16 protein-coding genes are annotated in these 18136 nt (G+C 67.8%); 7 read left to right on the plus strand and 9 right to left on the minus strand.

All coding sequences use genetic code 11. The annotated features are described in order from the left end of the window. Nucleotides 1-2: 2 nt before the first annotated feature. The 3 genes from AC3A6F_RS06760 to ribA all read right to left on the minus strand — a co-directional run bounded on the left by AC3A6F_RS06760 (nucleotide 3) and on the right by ribA (nucleotide 3240). Nucleotides 3-1037: an FHA domain-containing protein gene (locus AC3A6F_RS06760; RefSeq protein WP_487679177.1), complete on the minus strand. Its 1035-nt coding sequence runs from the start codon at nucleotides 1035-1037 to the stop codon at nucleotides 3-5. Further along, complete coding sequence (locus AC3A6F_RS06765; RefSeq protein ID WP_487679178.1) at nucleotides 1034-2497, minus strand: S1 family peptidase; 1464 nt, start codon at nucleotides 2495-2497, stop codon at nucleotides 1034-1036. The genes AC3A6F_RS06760 and AC3A6F_RS06765 overlap by 4 nt, the downstream gene beginning before the upstream one ends. An 83-nt stretch (nucleotides 2498-2580) precedes the next feature. Next, entirely contained in the window at nucleotides 2581-3240 is a 660-nt protein-coding gene (gene ribA, locus AC3A6F_RS06770; protein ID WP_487679179.1) for a GTP cyclohydrolase II, read from the minus strand. Between the two features lie 236 nt (nucleotides 3241-3476). Here ribA and AC3A6F_RS06775 point away from each other — a divergent pair, with 236 nt between their 5' ends. Continuing rightward, on the plus strand, nucleotides 3477-5759 hold the full coding sequence (locus AC3A6F_RS06775; RefSeq protein ID WP_487679180.1) for an ATP-binding protein: 2283 nt from the start codon (nucleotides 3477-3479) through the stop codon (nucleotides 5757-5759). Nucleotides 5760-5998: 239 nt separating this feature from the next. Here AC3A6F_RS06775 and AC3A6F_RS06780 read toward each other — a convergent pair whose 3' ends face one another. From AC3A6F_RS06780 to AC3A6F_RS06790, 3 genes are all read right to left on the minus strand, one after another. Continuing rightward, nucleotides 5999-7315 (minus strand): hypothetical protein, encoded by a 1317-nt coding sequence (locus tag AC3A6F_RS06780; RefSeq protein ID WP_487679181.1) that lies wholly within the window; start codon nucleotides 7313-7315, stop codon nucleotides 5999-6001. 51 nt (nucleotides 7316-7366) lie between these two features. Then, complete coding sequence (locus tag AC3A6F_RS06785) at nucleotides 7367-7765, minus strand: response regulator transcription factor (RefSeq protein WP_487679182.1); 399 nt, start codon at nucleotides 7763-7765, stop codon at nucleotides 7367-7369. A 73-nt stretch (nucleotides 7766-7838) separates the two neighbouring features. After that, nucleotides 7839-8060, minus strand: a complete 222-nt coding sequence (locus tag AC3A6F_RS06790; protein ID WP_487679183.1) for a DUF3820 family protein — start codon at nucleotides 8058-8060, stop codon at nucleotides 7839-7841. Nucleotides 8061-8125: 65 nt separating this feature from the next. Here AC3A6F_RS06790 and AC3A6F_RS06795 point away from each other — a divergent pair, with 65 nt between their 5' ends. Next, nucleotides 8126-8542: a DUF1810 domain-containing protein gene (locus tag AC3A6F_RS06795; protein WP_487679184.1), complete on the plus strand. Its 417-nt coding sequence runs from the start codon at nucleotides 8126-8128 to the stop codon at nucleotides 8540-8542. Between the two features lie 19 nt (nucleotides 8543-8561). Here AC3A6F_RS06795 and AC3A6F_RS06800 read toward each other — a convergent pair whose 3' ends face one another. Both AC3A6F_RS06800 and AC3A6F_RS06805 read right to left on the minus strand, forming a co-directional pair. After that, entirely contained in the window at nucleotides 8562-8987 is a 426-nt protein-coding gene (locus AC3A6F_RS06800; protein ID WP_487679185.1) for a DUF7684 family protein, read from the minus strand. A 61-nt stretch (nucleotides 8988-9048) separates the two neighbouring features. Continuing rightward, the gene (locus AC3A6F_RS06805; protein WP_487679186.1) at nucleotides 9049-9426 is read right to left on the minus strand and encodes a MerR family transcriptional regulator; all 378 of its coding nucleotides are present in this window, start codon (nucleotides 9424-9426) and stop codon (nucleotides 9049-9051) included. Nucleotides 9427-9496: 70 nt separating this feature from the next. Between AC3A6F_RS06805 and AC3A6F_RS06810 the strand changes: the two genes are divergently transcribed. Then, complete coding sequence (locus tag AC3A6F_RS06810; RefSeq protein ID WP_487679187.1) at nucleotides 9497-10426, plus strand: alpha/beta fold hydrolase; 930 nt, start codon at nucleotides 9497-9499, stop codon at nucleotides 10424-10426. Here AC3A6F_RS06810 and AC3A6F_RS06815 read toward each other — a convergent pair. After that, complete coding sequence (locus AC3A6F_RS06815; RefSeq protein WP_487679188.1) at nucleotides 10423-12354, minus strand: PAS domain-containing hybrid sensor histidine kinase/response regulator; 1932 nt, start codon at nucleotides 12352-12354, stop codon at nucleotides 10423-10425. The genes AC3A6F_RS06810 and AC3A6F_RS06815 overlap by 4 nt on opposite strands. A 272-nt stretch (nucleotides 12355-12626) precedes the next feature. Here AC3A6F_RS06815 and AC3A6F_RS06820 point away from each other — a divergent pair, with 272 nt between their 5' ends. From AC3A6F_RS06820 to sppA, 4 genes are all read left to right on the plus strand, one after another. Continuing rightward, the gene (locus tag AC3A6F_RS06820) at nucleotides 12627-14120 is read left to right on the plus strand and encodes an NYN domain-containing protein (RefSeq protein WP_487679189.1); all 1494 of its coding nucleotides are present in this window, start codon (nucleotides 12627-12629) and stop codon (nucleotides 14118-14120) included. A 99-nt stretch (nucleotides 14121-14219) separates the two neighbouring features. Beyond that, entirely contained in the window at nucleotides 14220-14651 is a 432-nt protein-coding gene (locus AC3A6F_RS06825; protein ID WP_487679190.1) for a hypothetical protein, read from the plus strand. An 80-nt stretch (nucleotides 14652-14731) separates the two neighbouring features. Further along, nucleotides 14732-16204, plus strand: a complete 1473-nt coding sequence (locus AC3A6F_RS06830) for a sodium:solute symporter (protein ID WP_487679191.1) — start codon at nucleotides 14732-14734, stop codon at nucleotides 16202-16204. A gap of 34 nt (nucleotides 16205-16238) precedes the next feature. Then, a complete protein-coding gene (gene sppA, locus AC3A6F_RS06835) occupies nucleotides 16239-18095 on the plus strand; it encodes a signal peptide peptidase SppA (protein ID WP_487679192.1) in 1857 nt (618 codons plus the stop codon). Nucleotides 18096-18136: the final 41 nt, after the last annotated feature.

Consider the following 18136-nt stretch of genomic DNA (forward strand, 5'->3'; position numbering starts at 1 on the left):
CGTCAGTTGCCGCCGCTACGCTCGGCATCGATGTCCTTCTTCATCGCCCCGACCTGGTCGATGTAATCGGCCACCGGCACGTCCGGGCTGGCGCGCAGCTCGGGCGGCAGCAGCACCGGCATGTACAGCTCGTCGGCGGTGCGGCCGTGGCGCTGCATATTCCCGGCCAGGATCAGGCTCGACACCAGCACCGCCAGCGCGCCGCAGGCCAGGCGCAGGCGGCGCCGGTACTGCGGCGTGACGGTGGCGAGGTGGAAGTAGACCGCCACCGCCACCGTCGCCACCGCCGCGTGCGAGGCATAGGCGGTCAGCCACTCGAGCGACCAGGCATAGGCCACGACGCTGGCCAGCAGGCGCAGGCCCACCAGCGCCGCCAGCGCGCAGCCATAGATGAACAGGTGGCGTCCGAGGCGCGCGCGGCGCCCGAACAGGCGGTTGCCGAAGGCCCACAGGCCGGCCCACGCCAGGCCGATGCCGCTGGCAGCGGCCGGGAACAGGGCATAGCGCTCCAGGTCGTTGCTGTCGTCGGTCAGCCAGGCCACCAGCAACGCCACCAGCACGGCCAGCACGATGCCGGCGCCGCCCGGCAGCATGCCTTCCCAGCCGTGCATGGTGCGGTCGACCAGCTCCGGCGCGACCCGGTGCGCGGCGCCGCGGATGCGCAGCGAGGTGTGGCCCATGCGCACCACGGTGTCGCCGTCGATCGCCAGTTCGTCCTTGATGCGGCGGGCCTTGTGCACGATGCCGTTGCGGCTGCCGAGGTCGCGCAGCCGCAGCCGTCCGTCCGGCCCGGCTTCGACCACGGCGTGGTGGGCGGCCGCATAATCGTCGTCGACGATGAAGTCGTTGTCGTAGGCGCGGCCCATGCGGATCGGCAGCGCCGCCACGCGATGGCGATGCAGCACCTCGCCGTTGCGGGCCAGGGTCTCGATGGTCCACGGACCGCGCAGCGACCCGGTGCTCATTGGCTCGCCCACCGGCGCGCTGGCCGGCGCGCTCGCCGGCGTGTCCAATGACTGGCTGGTGTGTTCGCTCATCGCCGTCCACTACGCCCGAAGGCGCCCAGGTAGGCGCGCGTGACGCGCAGGCCGTTTTCGTAGGAGACGCCGGACACGTCCAGGCGGCTCTGCAGGCTCGATTGCGAGGCATCCGTGCTGGCCGTGAGCAGGGTGAAGTTGTACAGGCCCTCGAACTTGCGGTAGGCGCGCACGCAGGTGACGGCGCGCATGGGCAGGCTGCGGGTATGCACGAAGCGCTCGGTGCAGAACGGCTTGGTCAGGCGCGGGTCGCCCGTGCTGCCCAGGTTATTGACCTGGAAGGTGTCGCTGGCGAGCGTCGCGAAGCGCATCGGATCCATGGTGCCGCTGCGGATGTACTGGTGGGTCATGGACACGTTGCCGGTCTGCTGCACGTCCGACACGAACACCGCCGACTGCATCACGCAGCTCATCGAGTCGGTGCTGTAGACCGCGCCGCGGGCATTCGACCGTCCCCAGCAGCGCACCTCACCCGATTCGCGCACCGGCACCAGGTACTGGCCCATGCCCTTGAGCGTGAGGGGTTCCTCGAGCAGCTTGTCGACCATGCTGCCCTGGTGCGCCAGCAGCTGCTTTCCGATCAGCGGATTGAAGTCGGCCGGCGGGGCGGCCTGCTCGGCCACCTTGCGCAGCAGCTCCTGCGCGTGCTTGACCGGCACCAGGAAGCTGACCGACTCGCCGTCGCGCCGGCGCGAGACGTTGATGCCGGCCACGGTGCCGCTGGCGGTCACGCTCGGCCCGCCGCTCATGCCCGAGTTGATCGGGCCGGAAAAGATCAGGCGGTCGTAGAAGCTGCGCGTGAGCACGCCGTTATACGCGCCTTCCGAGATCGCAAAGCCCAGGTCGAGTGGATTGCCGAGCGAGTACAGGCGCTGCCCCTGGCGCAGCCGCACCGGCTGCTCGGGCACCTTGAAGAAGCCGCTGCCGTTGCGGTTGATGCGCACCACGGCCAGGTCGTGCAGCACGTCGACCGCCATCAGCTCGACCGGGCCGGTATTGCCGTCGGTATCGATGTATTCGGCCGTATAGATGGCGGGGTCGAGCGCCATCTGCGACACCACGTGGTAATTGGTCAGCGCCAGGTTGCTGGTGCCGACCAGGAAGCCCGAGCCGACCGTCGACTGGGTGCGGCCGTTCTTGAGCAGCATGCGGATCTGCAGCAGGTCGCCGCGCGCGGAGTCGTACAGGTCCTGGGCCGCCAGCGACGGTTCGGGCAGGGCGTCCTGGGCCTCGGTCTCACCCGGCAGCGGCGCGTTCGGCGTGGCCGCGGGCGCGGTATCGACCGGCATCTGGGGCGCGCCGACGTCGACCCCGGCGCCGGCCGTGTTCTGGGCCGCGCGCGGAGCGGGTGGCGTCAGGTTCTGCGGCTGGGGCTGGGCAGCGGCCGGCGGCGACGTCGCCTCGAGGGCGACGCCGATGGCGGTGCAGGTCAGCAGGAGTGCCAGGACAGCTCGTTTCATGCAATAGTTTGATGGCAGTATGAGATGCTATCTTGCCACCGGATCAACGAGCGTTGCGCGCGTTAGCGCACGTTCGGGGGCAATTATGAGGGCTGTTCACCCTGCTCGACGGCGGTCAGCGGCGCCATCATATGGCCCAGCTTGGCCTGCTTGGTGTTCAGGTAGCTGTTGTTGTAGGCATTGCGGTTGACCAGCAGCGGCACGCGCTCGGCGACCGCGATGCCGATGCGGTTCAGGGCGTCGATCTTGCGCGGGTTGTTGGTCATCAGGCGCACCGACTTGATGCCGAACTGCTCCAGCATCGGCCGGCACAGCTCGTAGTTGCGGGCATCGGCATGAAAGCCCAGTTGCAGATTGGCCTCGACCGTGTCGGCGCCGGCTTCCTGCAGGCGGTAGGCGCGGATCTTGTTGACCAGGCCGATGCCGCGGCCTTCCTGACGCAGGTAGAGCAGGATGCCGCGGCCTTCCTCGGCGATGCGCCGCAGCGCGCCTTCGAGCTGGGCGCCGCAGTCGCAACGCTGCGAGAACATCACGTCGCCGGTGAGGCATTCGGAGTGCACCCGCGCCAGCACCGGCTCGCCGGTCGACAGGTCGCCCAGGGCCATCGCCAGGTGTTCCTTGCCGGTGGCCGGTTCGACCCAGGCGTGCAGCGTGAACTGGGCCCACGGCGTCGGCAGCGCGCACGAGGTGGCATAGTCCAGCAGGGAAGGCGGGGTGAGTGCGGCGGCGGCGGTGGCTTGCATGACGGTGTTTCCAATCGATGTACTTATAGCCGTCAAGTTTACCGGAAATCGGGCATGGCCGTGTGGAATCCCCCGCTTTTCGGTCCAAGCCGCCGGACCCTCTGCCGTAAGGAGGACCAACACTTTTCATGCACGCTGGATGGAATCCGGTCGTGACGCGCGATTGACCAAGTCTCCTCTTGCCGGGGGGCGGGATGCCCGTGATACGCTGGCAAAAAAATAATTTCAGGTGCCGCATGCCAAATCTCCCTCGCTTCCCCTCCAGCCTGACCCCGCGTGGCCTCGGCGCCTGGCTGGCGCTGGCGTTCTCGCTGCTGACCGTGGTCCTGACCCTGCTGCTGGTCGAGGTGGTCGAGCGCTTCGCGACGGCCCAGGTCAAGAGCACCATCGGCGCCGGGCTGGGCGAGATGGCGATGCAGACCGCCGACAAGCTCGATCGCGGCATGTACGAGCGCTATCGCGAAGTGCGGCTGATGGCGCGCCGCGGCGACCTGGTGGCCCCCGGCACCTCGCACGCCGAACGGCGCCGCATGCTGGGCGACATGCAGTCGACCTACGGCTACTACGAATGGATCGGCATGGCGGCCCTCGACGGCACGGTGCTGGCCGAGGCGCGCGGCCTGCTGGAAGGGAAGAACGTGGCCAAGCGGCCGTGGTTCATCAACGCCCTCGCGGGCACCTACGTCGGCGACGTGCACGAGGCGGTGCTGCTGGCCAAGCTGCTGCCGGTGCAGGAAGGTGAGCCGCGCCGCTTTGTCGACGTCGCCTTTCCCTGGCTGGATGCGGACGGCAAGCCGGCCGGGGTGCTGGGCACCCACCTGTCGTGGGAGTGGGCGCGCGACGTCGAGCGTTCGATCATCGCGCCGGTGCAGGCGCGCAACCGGGTGCAGGCCCTGATCGTCAGCGCCGAGGGCGTGGTGCTGCTGGGGCCCGAAGGCCTGCAAGACACGAAAGTCGACCTGGCCAGCCTGGGCCAGGCGCGCCAGGGCCGCACCGGCTATGCGGCCGAGCGCTGGCAGGACGGGCGCGACTACCTGGTCGGCTACGCCGCCACGCGGGCGGTGGGCGACTATCCGGGCCTGGGCTGGCACGTGCTGGTGCGCCAGGACCTCGAGGACGCCTACCGCCCGGTGCGCGAGCTGCGCGCACGCGCGCTATGGAGCGGCGCCGCGCTGGCGCTGCTGTTCTCGCTGGCCGGCCTGCTGCTGGCGCGCCGCATCACGCGTCCCCTGCAGGCCCTGGCCGCGTCGGCCGACCGCCTGCGCCGCGGCGACAGCCAGGAGCTGGTGCCGGCGCGGCGCGGCTATACCGAGGTGCGCCAGCTGTCGGGTGCGCTCAATGCGCTGGTGACGGCGCTGGTGGACCGGCGCGCCGAACTGCAGACGCTGAACGACACGCTCGAACAGCGGGTCGAGCAGCGTACGCTGGAACTGGAGCGCGCGCTGGCCTCGGTGCGCGCCAGCGAGCAGCGCATGGCCACCATCGTCGGGGCGGCGCAGGACGCCTTCATCGCGGCCGACCAGCGCGGCATGATCCTCGACTGGAATCCGGCCGCCGAACGCATGTTCGGCTGGAGCCGTCACGACGCGGTGGGCTGGCCACTGGCCGAGATGATCCTGCCGGAGCGCTACCGCGCCAGCATCGCCAAGGCGCTGCGGGGCTTCCACCAGGGCGGCGAGTTTGCGTATGACCGGCGCCTGGAACGGATCGTGGTCAACCGCCAGGGCACGGAATTCACGGTCGAGACCACAGTGGCGCTGGCGGGCGAGGGCGCCGACGCCTTCTTCAGCATCTTCCTGCACGATATCTCCGAGCGCAAGAAGGTCGACCGCATGAAGAGCGAATTCGTGTCCACCGTCTCGCACGAGCTGCGCACGCCGCTCACCTCGGTCCACGCCTCGCTGTCGCTGCTCGACACCGGCATGGCCGGCGAATTGTCGCCGGACGTGGCCAAGCTGATCCGCATCGCCAGCCAGAGCTGCGAGCGCCTGATGCGGATGGTGAACGACCTGCTCGACATCCAGAAGATCGAGGCGGGCCAGATGGAATACCGGCGCAGCGTGCAGCCGCTGGCGCCGGTGCTGCGGCACGCGGCCGAGGCGATGGAGGGCCAGGCGCGCCAGGCCGGCGTCGCGCTGCGCCTCGACCTGCCGCCGGGCGCCGAAGGGGTACAGGCCGCGATCGACCACGACCGCCTGGTGCAGGTGCTGAGCAACCTGCTGTCGAACGCGGTCAAGTTCACGCCGTCCGGCAAGACAGTGACGGTGGGCCTGGCGCAGCGGCCGGGCTGGGCGCGCCTGAGCGTGACCGACGAGGGACCAGGCATCCCGCCCGCGTTCCAGGCGCGCGTGTTCGAGCGCTTCGCCCAGGCCGACGGCCACGACACGCGCCAGCGCGGCGGCACCGGGCTGGGGCTGAGCATCAGCAAGGCGATCATCGAGGAGCACGGCGGCACGATCGGATTCGAGACCCGGGCCGGGATGGGGACGCGGTTTACGGTGGAGCTACCGCTGGGGTGATCCTATGCGGCCGCGACGCTTGTCGGATGGCCGCGCACGCGATTGTGGAAGGATTTGCCTGGGTCACAAAGCGGGGTCAGGTCACAAAGCGGGGTCAGGTCTGACATTCGGACACGGCCTCTGCAATGGTCCTCGGTAGCACAGTTCAGGTCGTGTCCAAATGTCAGACCTGACCCCGATTTGAATGTCAGACCTGACCCCGATTTGACCTGTCGAACAGTTAGGTCAGCAGCGACCATTCAGCGCAGCTCGTGCACCGCCATCCCGCCAAAGCTCTTCCACGCGCCAAAGGACTGTTCCAGCTGCGGCAGCAGGCGCATCAACGCGGGCTTGTCGAAGTGGAAGGTGGTGGCCGAGCCGGCGATGCCGCGCCGGTCGGCCAGTGCATAGACTTGCGCCTCGTCCTGGGCCGCGGGCACCTTCAGCAGCACCAGCACCTTTTGCCCGCCCAGGTCGAACATCAGCAGGTCGCCCTTGTCGCCCGGTCCCACGCGCCGGTAGTGGCGCTCCACGCCGGTGCCGGCCGGTCCGGCCTCGAGCGCGATGCGCACCCGCTTGCCTTGCCTGACGCCCCAGTCCAGGAAGGGCGCCGCATGACTACGTATCTCTTCGGGGTCGGTGCGGTAGTTACGCACGGTCAGCGCGTCCACATGGCGCGCCAGGCCGCGCAGTAGCGCCTCCTCGCTGCTCCAGGCGGCCGGCGCCACGGCCTCGAGCCGCATCTTGCCGGCGGCCTTGCGCAGCGCGGCAAGCAGGTCGAGGTAGTGGCCTTCGCGCGCCGCTTCCGGCAGCTTGTCCGGATCGAGCAACTGGGGCTGGACGTCGAACTGGACGCCCTTCAGGCGAACTTTTGCGTCCGCCTGTGCGTTGTAGGCGGCGTACGCGCGCATGCGGCCGACGGCGTCGGCGCGCGCGGTCGGCAGGATCAGGTCGGGGCCGTCCTCGAAGGCGGTTACCGCGATGCCGCGGCTGTCCGCCTGGCGCACGAAGGCCGCCAATGCCTGCGGCTCGGCGACCTGGCCGGCGCGCACCGGCACATTGATGAACAACTCTCCCATGCCCTGGCGGACGGCCCAGTCGAGCATGGCGTCAGCGCGTTCGCGCCAGGCGTTCGGGCTCCAGGCCCAGGTGGCGCGCGGCGCGCGCCGGCGCACCTCGGCCGCGTCCTCGGGGTCTTGCGTGGCCAGGCCCGGCTGAGGCGCTGGCGGCGGCTCCTCCGCGCCCAGCGTGTGGCCGGTGACGGTGAATTCCTTGTCCCGTTGTTCGCCGCGCAGCAGGATCGTGTCGCCGGGCGCCGCGTCCCGTGGCAAAAGGTGCAGGGCCTGGACGCCACTGGCGGCCACCCTGAGCGGCACGGCGCGGCAACCGGGATCGGGCTTGCCCGGCGCTTCGGTGACGATGGCGCGCATGCGCGTGCCCATGGCGGTGGTGTGGTCCTCGGTCACGGCGCCGGGCGAGGCGAGCGGGGCGCCGGGACACAGCAGCAAGGTGGCTGCCTGGGCCGGCAAGGACAGCGATGACAGTAGAAGCGGAAGCAGGAGAATAGTGCGCGACATGCCTCGAGTGTAAGCGAGCAGGGCGATTCGCAGCGCCCGTTTCGGATAGGCTCAGGCGGCCGGCAGCAGCAGGCGCCGCACGCGCGCCAGCAATTCGTTCGGCTGGAAGGGCTTGCTGACGAAGTCGGTGGCGCCGGCGTCGAGCGCGCGCACGGTGTCGCGCTCGGTGTTCTTGGCGGTCAGCATCAGGATCGGCACCGCCGCCCACGCGGCGCGCGCGCGGGCCAGGGCGACGATCTCGAAGCCGTCGAGATGGGGCAGCATCACGTCCAGCAGCACCAGGTCGGGGATCTCGGGACTGGCGGCGACGTACTCGCTCGCGGCGCGGCCGTCGGCCAGGTGCGTGACGCGGTAGCCCTGGCGTTCGAGCATGAAGCGCAATACCTGGGCGATGTGGTCGTCATCCTCGACCACCAGTACCAGGGGCGCGGGAGCGTGTTCGTTGAGCATGGTGGATTCTTCGTTGAATGTTCGATTATACCGATGCCCAGCAGGATTTTGGCGCGTGTATTGCTAGAGGGAATCACCTAGTGTGTGGCCCACGCAGCGGATCGAGCAGGCCGCGCAAATCATTGTGGTCGAGTTCGTACATCAGGGCCAGCAACTGGCCCAGCTCACCGCGCGGAAAACCTTCTCGCGCGAACCAGCCCAGGTAGTGGCCCGGCAGGTCGGCCAGCTTGCGGCCTTTATATTTCCCGTAGGGCATTTCGCGGATGAGGAGGAGGGAGAGGTGTTCGGCGTTCATCGTGCGGCACTTTAGCAAACAACGACGGCGTTGTAGCATTTCGATGACAAGGGGAGGGAAATGTCATGGATGATTTCAACCTGGCGCGCTTCGTCGAGGCGCAGGAGCCGGTCTACGCCAGAGTGGTGGCCGAATTGCGGGCCGGGCACAAGCGTAGCCACTGGATGTGGTTTGTATTTCCGCAGTTCAAGGGGCTGGGCAGCAGCGAGATGGCGCAGCGCTTTGCCATCGGCTCCGAGGACGAGGCGGCCGCCTACCTGGCCCATCCGGTGCTGGGCCGGCGCCTGCGCGAATGCGCCGGTATCGTCGCCGCGCTCGACGGGCCGTCGGCGCACGAGATCTTCGGCTACCCGGACGAGCTGAAATTCCGCTCGTCGATGACCCTGTTCGCCGACGTGGCGCCGGACGAGGCCGTGTTCCAGGCCTGCATCGACAAGTATTTCGACGGCGAGGCCGATCCGGAGACGCTGGCGCGCGTGTAAGTTCGCGCGGAACGGCGGTTCAGGCGTCGGCGAACTGCGCCAGCAATTCGTCTGGCCGGCCGCGCATGGCCACGTGCAGGATCACCGCGGTGGAAAAGCGCAGCGCCGGATGGCTGGCGCGGTGGCGGGCGAACCAGAACACTTCGTCCAGGTCGTCATCCTCGTGCGCCGTCGTCAGCACGGTCTGTTCCGGCGCGACGTCCTCGTAGTCGAACGCTTCCAGGGCGGCATCCTCGACCGCCTCGTTCCAGCTCGCGCACTCCTTGCCCCAGGCCAGCATGTAGCGGCAGCCGGAATCGACCAGCCAGCGCGCGACGTCCCAGCGCCACATCTCGTCGCTGTCGTCGTCGATCACGACCACGGCCATGAATGGCGCCAGGTGCGTCAGGTCGGGCAGGGCGTCGTGGGGGCGCAGCTGCAGGTAATGGGCTTTGTGTGCTTGCATGGTATCGATGCCGGAAAAGGTTGGCGGCATTATCGCCGCCCGGCGCCGATCGTGGAAGACTTCAGTCGTTGGCGGTTCCGGCCAGCATGGCGCGCAGGCGCGCGCGCCGCCGTTCGAGTTCGCCCATCTCGGCTTCGATGGTAGCCAGCAGCTTGTGCTGGGCCGGCGCCGTCTCGGCGCACATGGCGGCGCCCTCGACCGCCAGCATGCAGTTGGGGAAGCTCCGGATCTCGGCCAGGCTGAAGCCGGCCGCGATCAGGCGCTGGATCTGGCGTACCCGGGTGACGGCGGCCGGCGGAAACACGCGGTAGCCGTTGGCGGCGCGGCGCGCGTCGAGCAGGCCCTGTTGGTCGTAGTGGCGCAGCGAGCGCACGCTGGCGCCGGTCTGGCGCGCCAGCTCGCCGATTGCCAGCGCCGCAAGGGAAGAATCGGATTGCATGCGATTTGCGCTTGACCCTCACATTAATGTCAGGCTTCAGGATAGCACTTCATCCCCCCTGGAGCACACCATGAACTTGACTCATCCATTCCTGCGGGCGCGCGCCCGCATCGTCTTGCTGGCCGCGATCCTGCTCGCCGCCTGTTCGCTGGCGCAGGCCAAGACCCGGCACACCACCGTCACCGCGCCCGACGGCGTGACCCTGGCGGTGCAGGAATCCGGCAACCCGGACGGCCCCGCCATCCTGTTCATCCACGGCCTGCTGGGCAGCCACCTGAACTGGGACGCCCAGCGCGCCAGCCCGGCGCTGCAGGGCTACCGCCTGATCAGCTACGACTTGCGCGGCCATGGCCTGTCCGGCAAGCCGGGCGGACCGGCGGCCTACCGCGAGGGACGGCGCTGGGCCGACGACCTGGCGGCCGTGATCGCGGCCACGAAGGCGGGCAAGCCCGTGCTGGTCGGGTGGTCGCTGGGTGCGGCGGTGATCTCGAACTACCTGGCCGCATATGGCGACGCCGCGATCGGCGGCGCGGTCTATGTCAACGGCGTCGTCGAATTGGCGGATGCGCGGCAGATCGTCGCGCATCCCGAGGTGTATCGCGACCTGAATGCGTCCGACCTGGGCACGCGCCTCGCCGCCCAGCGCGCCTTCCTGGCCCTGTGCTTCCACACCCGGCCGGACCAGGCCAGGTTCGAGCGCCTGCTGGGCGCCGCCGCCATGGCCTCCTGGGACATGCAGGCCGCGGTGCATTCGATGGATGTGTCGTTGCGCGGATTGGCGGCCGCGCGGGCGCCAGTCCTGCTGCTGTACGGCGCGCGCGACGCGTTGATCCATGCGGCGCCGGCGATGGCAAGGGCGCGTCAGCTCAATCCGCGCCTGGCGCAGTCGGTCTATGCGGAGTCGGGGCACGCCCCGTTCGCCGAAGAACCGCAACGCTTCGCACAGGATCTGGCGCGCTTCGTGCAAAGCGCGTCGCGCCAGGCTGCGCCGGCCCGTTAGGCTGCCGTGTGACAGCAGGTGCCGAGCAGCGCGTACAGCCGCCCGGTATCGATCGGCTTGACCAGGTGATGGTCGAAGCCGGCCGCGAGGATCTGGTCGCGGTCGCGCGCCTGGCCATAGCCGGTAACCGCGACCAGCATCGCCTCCGCCGTTTCCGGCAGCGCGCGCAGGCGGCGCGCGAGCTCCAGCCCGTCGATCCCGGGCAGGCCGATGTCCAGCAGGCAGGCCTGGGGCCTGAACTGGCGCGCGCAGTCCAGTGCGCGCAGCGCGTCGTGCTCGACCGCGACCTGGTGGCCGCCCGCTTCCAGCAGCATCGACAGGGTAACGGCCGCGTCGACGTTGTCGTCCACGACCATCACGCGCAGCGATCCCGGCTGCGCACGGCTGGGTAGTTCCGCGCAGGGCGGCGCGGCATTGGCGGACTGCTGCTCCAGCAGCGGCAGGCAGACCGAGAAGCGGCTGCCGCGTCCCGTTCCGGCGCTGTCGCAGGAGACCGCTCCGCCATGCAGCTCGACGAGGCTTTTCACCAGCGCCAGGCCCAGCCCCAGGCCGCCCGAGGAGCGGTCGGACGAGCGTTCGGCCTGGGCGAACAGCTCGAAGGCGCGCGCCGCCAGTTCGGGCGCCATGCCGATGCCGTTGTCGCGCACGTCGATGCACAGGCGCCGCTCGGCGTCGACGATCGATGCGACTTCGAGGCGTCCGTCTTCCGGCGTGTACTTGGCGGCGTTGTTGAGCAGGTTGGCGACCACCTGCACCAGGCGCTTGCGGTCGCCCGCGACCAGCGTGCCCGCCGGCGGCGGGCGTAGCGTGAGGTGGTGGCGGCGCGCCTGGATCAGCGGCATGACCTGTTCGATCGCCTCTTGCAGCACGGCGCCGACATCGAGCTGCTCGGTATCGAGCTCGACCAGGCCGCGCGTGACGCGCGAGACGTCCAGCAAGTCGTCGATCAGCCCCGTCATGTGACCCACCTGGCGGCCGATGATCTGGCTGGTGCGCCGGATGATCGTCTCGTCCAGCTTCATGCGCTGCAGCAGCTCGGCCGCGGCCCCGATCGGCGCCAGGGGATTTCTCAGCTCGTGCGCCAGCATGGCCAGGAATTCATCCTTGCGACGGTCGGCCTCGCGCAGCTTTTCTTCCGCCGCCCTGCGCTCGGTGATGTCGCTGGCGGCCCCGATCCATTCGTAGACTTCGCCGGCGGCGTCGAACATCGGCACCGCGCGCGACAGGGCCCAGCCGCTGCTGCCGTCGGCGCGCCGCACCCGGTGCTCGAGCTCGAACACGGAGCGATCGCGGATGGCGCGCGCGATTTCCCGATGCAGGAGTTCCTGGTCCTCCAGCGGAATATAATCTTCCAGCCAGTAGGGGTTGGTGTCGGCCGTGTCCTTGATGAAGCCACGGCCTTCGAGGTAATACAGCTTGGTCCAGTCGGGGTTCATGCGATAGATGACTTCGGCCGTCGCATTGGTCAGCGCGCGAAAGCGCTTCTCGCTTTCGCGCACGGCGACCTCGGAGCGCACCTGGGCGGTGACGTCGCTGTTACTGTGCGAGATGCAGGCCAGCTCGCCGCCCGGGCCGAAGATCGGCGTGCTGGTCGAGGTCCAGAATCGTTCCTCGAACACCGTCTGGCCATTGGGCAGCACCACCGGAATCGGATAGCGCATCGCCGGCAAGGTGTCGGGCAGGCCCGTCGCGCGCACCTTGTCGAGCGAGGCGCGCAGGTCCGCTTCGCCGGTATCGTCCGGATCGTCCGGGTTGCCGGGAAAGGCCTCGAACAGGCTGACCCCGACCAGTTCCTCGCGGGTGCGCGATGAGGCCTTGAGAAAGGCATCGTTGACGGCAAGGATGATCGCGTCAGGCGTGGGCGACAGCAGGTAATGCCCGAAGGGCGAGCTGTTGAAGGCCGACTCGAACAGGGTAGCAGAGAGCATCGTCGCCCGAAAACCGGTTGAAGGAGCCGGAATTATAGGGCAGAAGCGGGTGTGTTAAACGGACAATTGAATCGGTCATAATCCTTGTGTGCGCGCTTGGTGATTACCCGCGCCTTCGCCGAAATCGACATGCCGAAACGCCGCCGGATGCCGGCATGGAAGCGGCGGCGCGTCGATGCGCGCGTGTACGGGCGAGCGGGACGGCGAAAAGCCCTTGCGGTTGCGTATAATCCCCGTTAGCTTGTCCACTTATCACCAGAAAACAACAACTCATGGCATCTTCTTCCGACAACATCAGCATGGCGGTGTTCTGCGACTTCGAAAACGTCGCACTGGGCGTGCGCGACGCCAACTACGAGAAATTCGACATCCGGCCGGTGCTGGAACGCCTGCTGCTCAAGGGCAGCATCGTGGTCAAGAAGTCGTACTGCGACTGGGACCGCTACAAGGCCTTCAAGGCGCCGATGCATGAGGCGAACTTCGAGCTGATCGAGATCCCGCATGTGCGCCAGTCGGGCAAGAATTCGGCCGACATCCGCCTGGTGGTCGACGCCCTCGACCTGTGCTACACCAAGTCGCACGTCAATACCTTCGTCATCATCAGCGGCGATTCCGACTTTTCGCCGCTGGTCTCCAAGCTGCGCGAGAACAACAAGCAGGTGATCGGCGTGGGCGTCAAGCAATCGACCTCCGACCTCTTGGTGGCCAACTGCGACGAATTCATCTTCTACGACGACCTGGTGCGCGAACAGCGCCGCACCGCGGCCAAGCGCGACGAGCGCAAGGCCCAGCCGCAGTCGCGCCGCTCGAATGCGAACGCGGGCGACGACAAGCGCAAGGAAGAACTCGATACGCGCAAACTGCAGGCACTCGACATGGTGGTCGAGACCTTCGACGCACTGGTGTCCGAGCGCGGCGATACCGGCAAGATCTGGGCCTCGCTGCTGAAAGATACGCTCAAGCGCCGCCGTCCGGATTTCTCCGAAACCTATTATGGCTTCCGCACCTTCGGCAACCTGCTCGAAGAAGCCCAGACCCGCGGCCTGTTCGAGTTCGGCCGCGACGAGAAGTCGGGCACCTTTGTGTACCGCAGCGCGAATGCGCCGGCCACGCTGGCCGGCGTCGAGTCCGTGATCCAGGATGGCACCCAGGCCTCTGAGGCTGTGGTCCAGGACATGCTCGATGCCGCCGCACCGGTCGAAGGCGCGCCGGACGAGCAGGTCAAGCCCGACACCCGCCGTGGGCGTGGCCGCGGTGGCCGCAAGGGTGGTGCTCGTGGCGAAACGGCGCAGATTCCAGCCCTGCTGGAACCTGTCGTCACCGATACCGAAACGCAGGTCGACGAGGTAGTCGAACAGCAGGTCGAGCAGCAGGCCGAGCTTGAGGCCATCGAGCAGCCGGCATCGCAGCCGACGCTGTTCGCGGTCGAGGCGGACGCCACGCAAGCGGAGGCGCAGGCCGAGACGCCGGCACCGAAAGAGCGCCGCCGCGCCCCACGCAAACCATCGGCCAAGAAGCTCGCCGAGCAGGCAGCGCTGGAAGCCGCCGTCGCTGCTGAGCAGGCAGCCGCGCCGGCCGTGATCGAGACGCCCGATGAGCCGCAGCTTTACGACGGCGAAGAGTCGGACGAGGCGATCGACGCTGCTGCCGCGGCCAAGCTGGCGCGTTACAATCCCGCTCGTCCAGCCGCCAAGGCGCCGGCGCGCAAGGCCGCACCACGCAGCCGTCGCCCGGCCAAGCCGAAGGCAGGTAGCGAGAAGGGCTGAGTCGTAGCGCGTGCGCCTGCCCGCGACAGGCGATGCAATAATGGCATCGCCTGTCCGATCCCGTGCAGGCGCCGTCCGGTTGCGACCAAGGAGCCTGCCATGCGCGCCATTATCAGCCTGTTGCTGTTGTCCCTCCTGGGCGCCGTGATGCCGGCGCTGGCGCAGAATGCCCCGGCGTCCGATCACCCCATCCTCGGCATCTGGCGCCTCGCGGTGCCCGACACCGACTGTCTCGAAACCTACCGCTTCCGCGCCGACGGCACCACGCTGGTCACCAGCGCCGCCGAAATTTCCGAGAGCGTCTACACGATCCCCAACGAGCCCGACCCCGAAGGCTTCTACCGCCTGACCGACCGCGTCACCAAGGACAACGGCAAGCCCGACTGCTCCGGCAACGTCATGAAGCCGGGCGCCAATGTCACCCATTTCGTGCGCTTCCACCCGTCCGGCAAGCTGTTCCTGCTGTGCGCCGAAGCCTCGGTCGAGGCCTGCATCGGCCCCTTCACGCGGGTGCGCGGCGAAGAAATCTGAAGGCAAGCCGGGGCGCCGGCCCTTGGGCCGGCGTGGCGTAAGGTGTATATTGCTGAGCGAAACATCAACCTCGGCACCCCATGTCCCCGCTACTCCTCTTCTGCATCCTCATCGCGTATTTCGCACTGCTGCTCGGCGTCGCCTGGGCCACTTCGAAAGGCGCCAACAACGACAGCTTCTTCATCGGTAACAAGAGCAGCAACTGGATGCTGGTCGCCTTCGGCATGGTCGGCACCACCCTGTCCGGCGTGACCTTCGTCAGCGTGCCGGGCGCCGTGGGCGTCGACGGCTTCGGCTATGCCCAGATCGTGATCGGCTACGTGATCGGCTATATCGCCGTGACCTATGTGCTGCTGCCGCTGTACTACCGCCTGCAGCTGACCTCGATCTACCACTATCTCGACGTCCGCCTGGGCCGCCGCGCCTACCAGAGCGGCGCGGGCTTTTTCATTATTTCGCGCCTGCTGGGCGCCACCGCGCGCCTCTACCTGGTGGTGAACATCCTGCAAGCCATCATCCTCGACAGCCTGGGCGTGCCGTTCTGGCTCAGCACCCTGGTCGTGCTGGGCATGATCCTGCTCTACACCTACCAGGGCGGCGTCAAGACCATCGTCTGGACCGACACCCTGCAGACCAGTTGCATGCTGTTCGGCCTGTTCGCCTGCGTCTGGATCCTGCTGGGCGAACTGAACATGTCGATCCCGGAAAGCCTGAACCAGATGCAGGCGCAGGGCCTGGCCACGATCTTCACGATTGATGTCGACAGCCCCAATTTCTGGCTCAAGCAGATCATCGCCGGCGCGCTGATCACGATCACCATGACCGGCATGGACCAGGAAATGATGCAGAAGACCATCTCGGTCAAAACCCTGAAGGATTCGCAAAAGAATATGCTGACCCTGACCGCGGTGCTGGTCGTGGTGCTGCTGTCCTTCGTGTTCCTGGGCGGCCTGCTGTACCTGTATGCGCCGACGGTCGGCGTGACGGCCACGGGCGACAAGATCTTCCCGGCGGTGGTGATTGGCCACCTGCCGGCGGCCTTGCAAATCATCTTTTTGATCGCGCTGATCTCGGCCCTGTTCCCCAGTGCCGACGGGGCGATTACGGCGCTGACCTCGTCGACCTGCATCGACCTGCTCGGCATCAAGCGCCGCACCGACCTGACCCAGGCCCAGGCCGAGAGCCTGCGCCGCCGCGTGCACCTGGGTTTCGCCTTCCTGTTCCTGCTGCTGGTGCTGGGCTTCAAGGCGGCCGACAACCCGAGCATGATCGGCGTGATCCTCAAGCTGGCGGCGTATACCTACGGCCCCTTGCTTGGCCTGTTCGCCTTCGGCATGCTGACCGCGCGCACGCCGACCGACAGTCTTGTCCCGCTGGTGACGATCGGCGCACCTGTCCTGTGCGCGATCCTTGAGTACAATCAGGCTTACCTGCTCGGCGCTTACCGCCTCGGGCTGGAATTACTGTTGATTAACGGCATACTGGTGTTTGCCGGCTTGTATGCGATCTCGCGTCGCGTTCCTGGCGTTGCCGGGGCCGGGCAGGTCGCCTGACCGCTACGTTTCATTGACCTTGACTGGAGTTTCGATGGCCTTCAAGCCCCTCTATGCCTTGCGGCGCGGCGTCGTGTTCCTCTGGACCGCGCTCGACGTGACCCGCCGCACCTTCTTCAACCTGTTGTTCCTGCTGATCCTCATCCTGATCATCGCGATGTTCTTCGGCGGCGGCGTCAAGCCGCTGTCCGAGAAAACGGCGCTGGTGGTCGAGGTCAAGGGCGACCTGGTCGAGCAGTACGAGACCACCTTGCGCGACACGGTGCTCGACAACGTGGGCGGCGACAGCAAGCGCACCGTGCGCCTGCGCGACGTGATCCAGGTGATGGACAATGCCGCGCGCGATCCCAACATCACCAGCGTGGTGCTGCTGCTGGACGAGATGAACGGCGGCGGCATGGCCATGCTGCGCGAGTTCGGCGCCGCGGTGGACCGCGTCAAGAAGGCCGGCAAGACGGTCGTGGCCTGGAGCGGCCAGTACGACCAGAAGCGCTACCTGGTCGCCTCGCACGCCAACGAGGTCTACGTCCATCCGATGGGCATGGTCCTCATCGAAGGCTTCGGCGGACGCCGCAACTACTACCGCGACGCGCTCGACAAGGTCGGCGTGACCGTCAACCTGATCAAGGTCGGCACCTATAAGAGCGCGGCCGAGCCGTATATCGCCAACGGCCCGTCGGACGCCGCGCGCGAGGCCGACGCCTTCCTGTACAACGCGATGTGGTCCGGCTACACCGGCCTGGTCGAAAAGAACCGCAAGCTGCCCGACGGGGCGCTGGCCAGCATGATCGACACGCTGCCCGAGCGGATGGAAGCGGCCGGCGGCAGCGCCGCCAAGGTCGCCCTGCAGGCCAAGCTGGTCGACGGCCTCAAGACCCGCGACGAGTTGCGCGCGCTGATGGCCAAGCGCGGCGTCTACGAAGAAGACATCAAGTCGTTCCGCCAGATCAGCTTCTATGACTACCTGTCGCGCCATCCGCAGAAGGCCTTCGGCGACGCGGTCGGCGTGATCGTCGCCTCCGGCACCATCACCGACGGCGCGGGCGGTCCCGGCGTGATCGGCGGCCGCGCCACGGCCAACCTCATTCGCCAGGCGCGCGAGGACGATTCGATCAAGGCCCTGGTGCTGCGCGTCGATTCACCCGGCGGCAGCGCCTATGGTTCCGAGTTGATCCGGCGCGAGCTGGAACTGACGCGCGCAGCCGGCAAGCCGGTGGTGGTGTCGATGGGCAGCGTGGCGGCGTCGGGCGGCTACTGGATCTCGATGGCGTCCGACGAAGTCATCGCCGACCCGGCCACCATCACCGGTTCGATCGGCGTGTTCGCGCTGCTGCCGACCGCCGACAAGGTGGCCGACAAGCTGGGCGTGCGCACCGACGGCGTGACCACCACCTGGCTGGCCGATGCCTACAATCCGCTGCGTCCACTCGACCCGCGCTTCCAGAAGCTGGTCCAGCAAAGCATCAACAATGTGTATGCCGACTTCACCAGCAAGGCGGCGGCGGCGCGCAAGACCACCCAGGCGAAGATCGACGAAGTGGGGCAGGGCCGCGTCTGGACCGGCGCCCAGGCCAAGGAGCGCGGCCTGGTCGACCGCCTGGGCAGCTATAACGACGCCCTGGCCTCGGCCGCCGGCCGCGCCAAGCTGGCCAAGGATTACCGCGTGGTCTACGTCGAGCGTCCGGTCACGCGCGTGGAGCGCTTCCTGCAGATGGCCGGCGCCTCGGCGGCGCAGGCGATGACGATCCAGGTCAAGCTGGGCCTGGTCGAGCAGGCGATTCCGGCCGGCCCGGTCGGCCAGGTGGCGGAAGACATGGCCTTCCTGTCCGAACTGACGCAGGAGCGCAAGCCGTTCGCGGCGGTGGCCCATTGCTTCTGCGGCAACTGGTGATCGCTGATGTAAGTAGTTTGTAACTGATTAATACAGTGTTG

It is taken from the genome of Massilia sp. Soil_C_3, assembly GCF_057657035.1.

Excerpts from the sequence above, each read along its gene's own strand:
- AC3A6F_RS06805 (WP_487679186.1), bottom strand. The coding sequence starts at position 9,426 with ATGCAATCCGATTCTTCCCTTGCGGCGCTGGCAATCGGCGAGCTGGCG.
- AC3A6F_RS06765 (WP_487679178.1), bottom strand. The coding sequence starts at position 2,497 with ATGAAACGAGCTGTCCTGGCACTCCTGCTGACCTGCACCGCCATCGGC.
- ribA (WP_487679179.1), bottom strand. The coding sequence starts at position 3,240 with ATGCAAGCCACCGCCGCCGCCGCACTCACCCCGCCTTCCCTGCTGGAC.
- AC3A6F_RS06775 (WP_487679180.1), top strand. The coding sequence starts at position 3,477 with ATGCCAAATCTCCCTCGCTTCCCCTCCAGCCTGACCCCGCGTGGCCTC.
- AC3A6F_RS06800 (WP_487679185.1), bottom strand. The coding sequence starts at position 8,987 with ATGCAAGCACACAAAGCCCATTACCTGCAGCTGCGCCCCCACGACGCC.
- AC3A6F_RS06825 (WP_487679190.1), top strand. The coding sequence starts at position 14,220 with ATGCGCGCCATTATCAGCCTGTTGCTGTTGTCCCTCCTGGGCGCCGTG.
- AC3A6F_RS06785 (WP_487679182.1), bottom strand. The coding sequence starts at position 7,765 with ATGCTCAACGAACACGCTCCCGCGCCCCTGGTACTGGTGGTCGAGGAT.
- AC3A6F_RS06790 (WP_487679183.1), bottom strand. The coding sequence starts at position 8,060 with ATGAACGCCGAACACCTCTCCCTCCTCCTCATCCGCGAAATGCCCTAC.
- AC3A6F_RS06830 (WP_487679191.1), top strand. The coding sequence starts at position 14,732 with ATGTCCCCGCTACTCCTCTTCTGCATCCTCATCGCGTATTTCGCACTG.
- AC3A6F_RS06795 (WP_487679184.1), top strand. The coding sequence starts at position 8,126 with ATGGATGATTTCAACCTGGCGCGCTTCGTCGAGGCGCAGGAGCCGGTC.
- AC3A6F_RS06780 (WP_487679181.1), bottom strand. The coding sequence starts at position 7,315 with ATGTCGCGCACTATTCTCCTGCTTCCGCTTCTACTGTCATCGCTGTCC.
- AC3A6F_RS06815 (WP_487679188.1), bottom strand. The coding sequence starts at position 12,354 with ATGCTCTCTGCTACCCTGTTCGAGTCGGCCTTCAACAGCTCGCCCTTC.
- AC3A6F_RS06820 (WP_487679189.1), top strand. The coding sequence starts at position 12,627 with ATGGCATCTTCTTCCGACAACATCAGCATGGCGGTGTTCTGCGACTTC.
- AC3A6F_RS06810 (WP_487679187.1), top strand. The coding sequence starts at position 9,497 with ATGAACTTGACTCATCCATTCCTGCGGGCGCGCGCCCGCATCGTCTTG.
- AC3A6F_RS06760 (WP_487679177.1), bottom strand. The coding sequence starts at position 1,037 with ATGAGCGAACACACCAGCCAGTCATTGGACACGCCGGCGAGCGCGCCG.
- sppA (WP_487679192.1), top strand. The coding sequence starts at position 16,239 with ATGGCCTTCAAGCCCCTCTATGCCTTGCGGCGCGGCGTCGTGTTCCTC.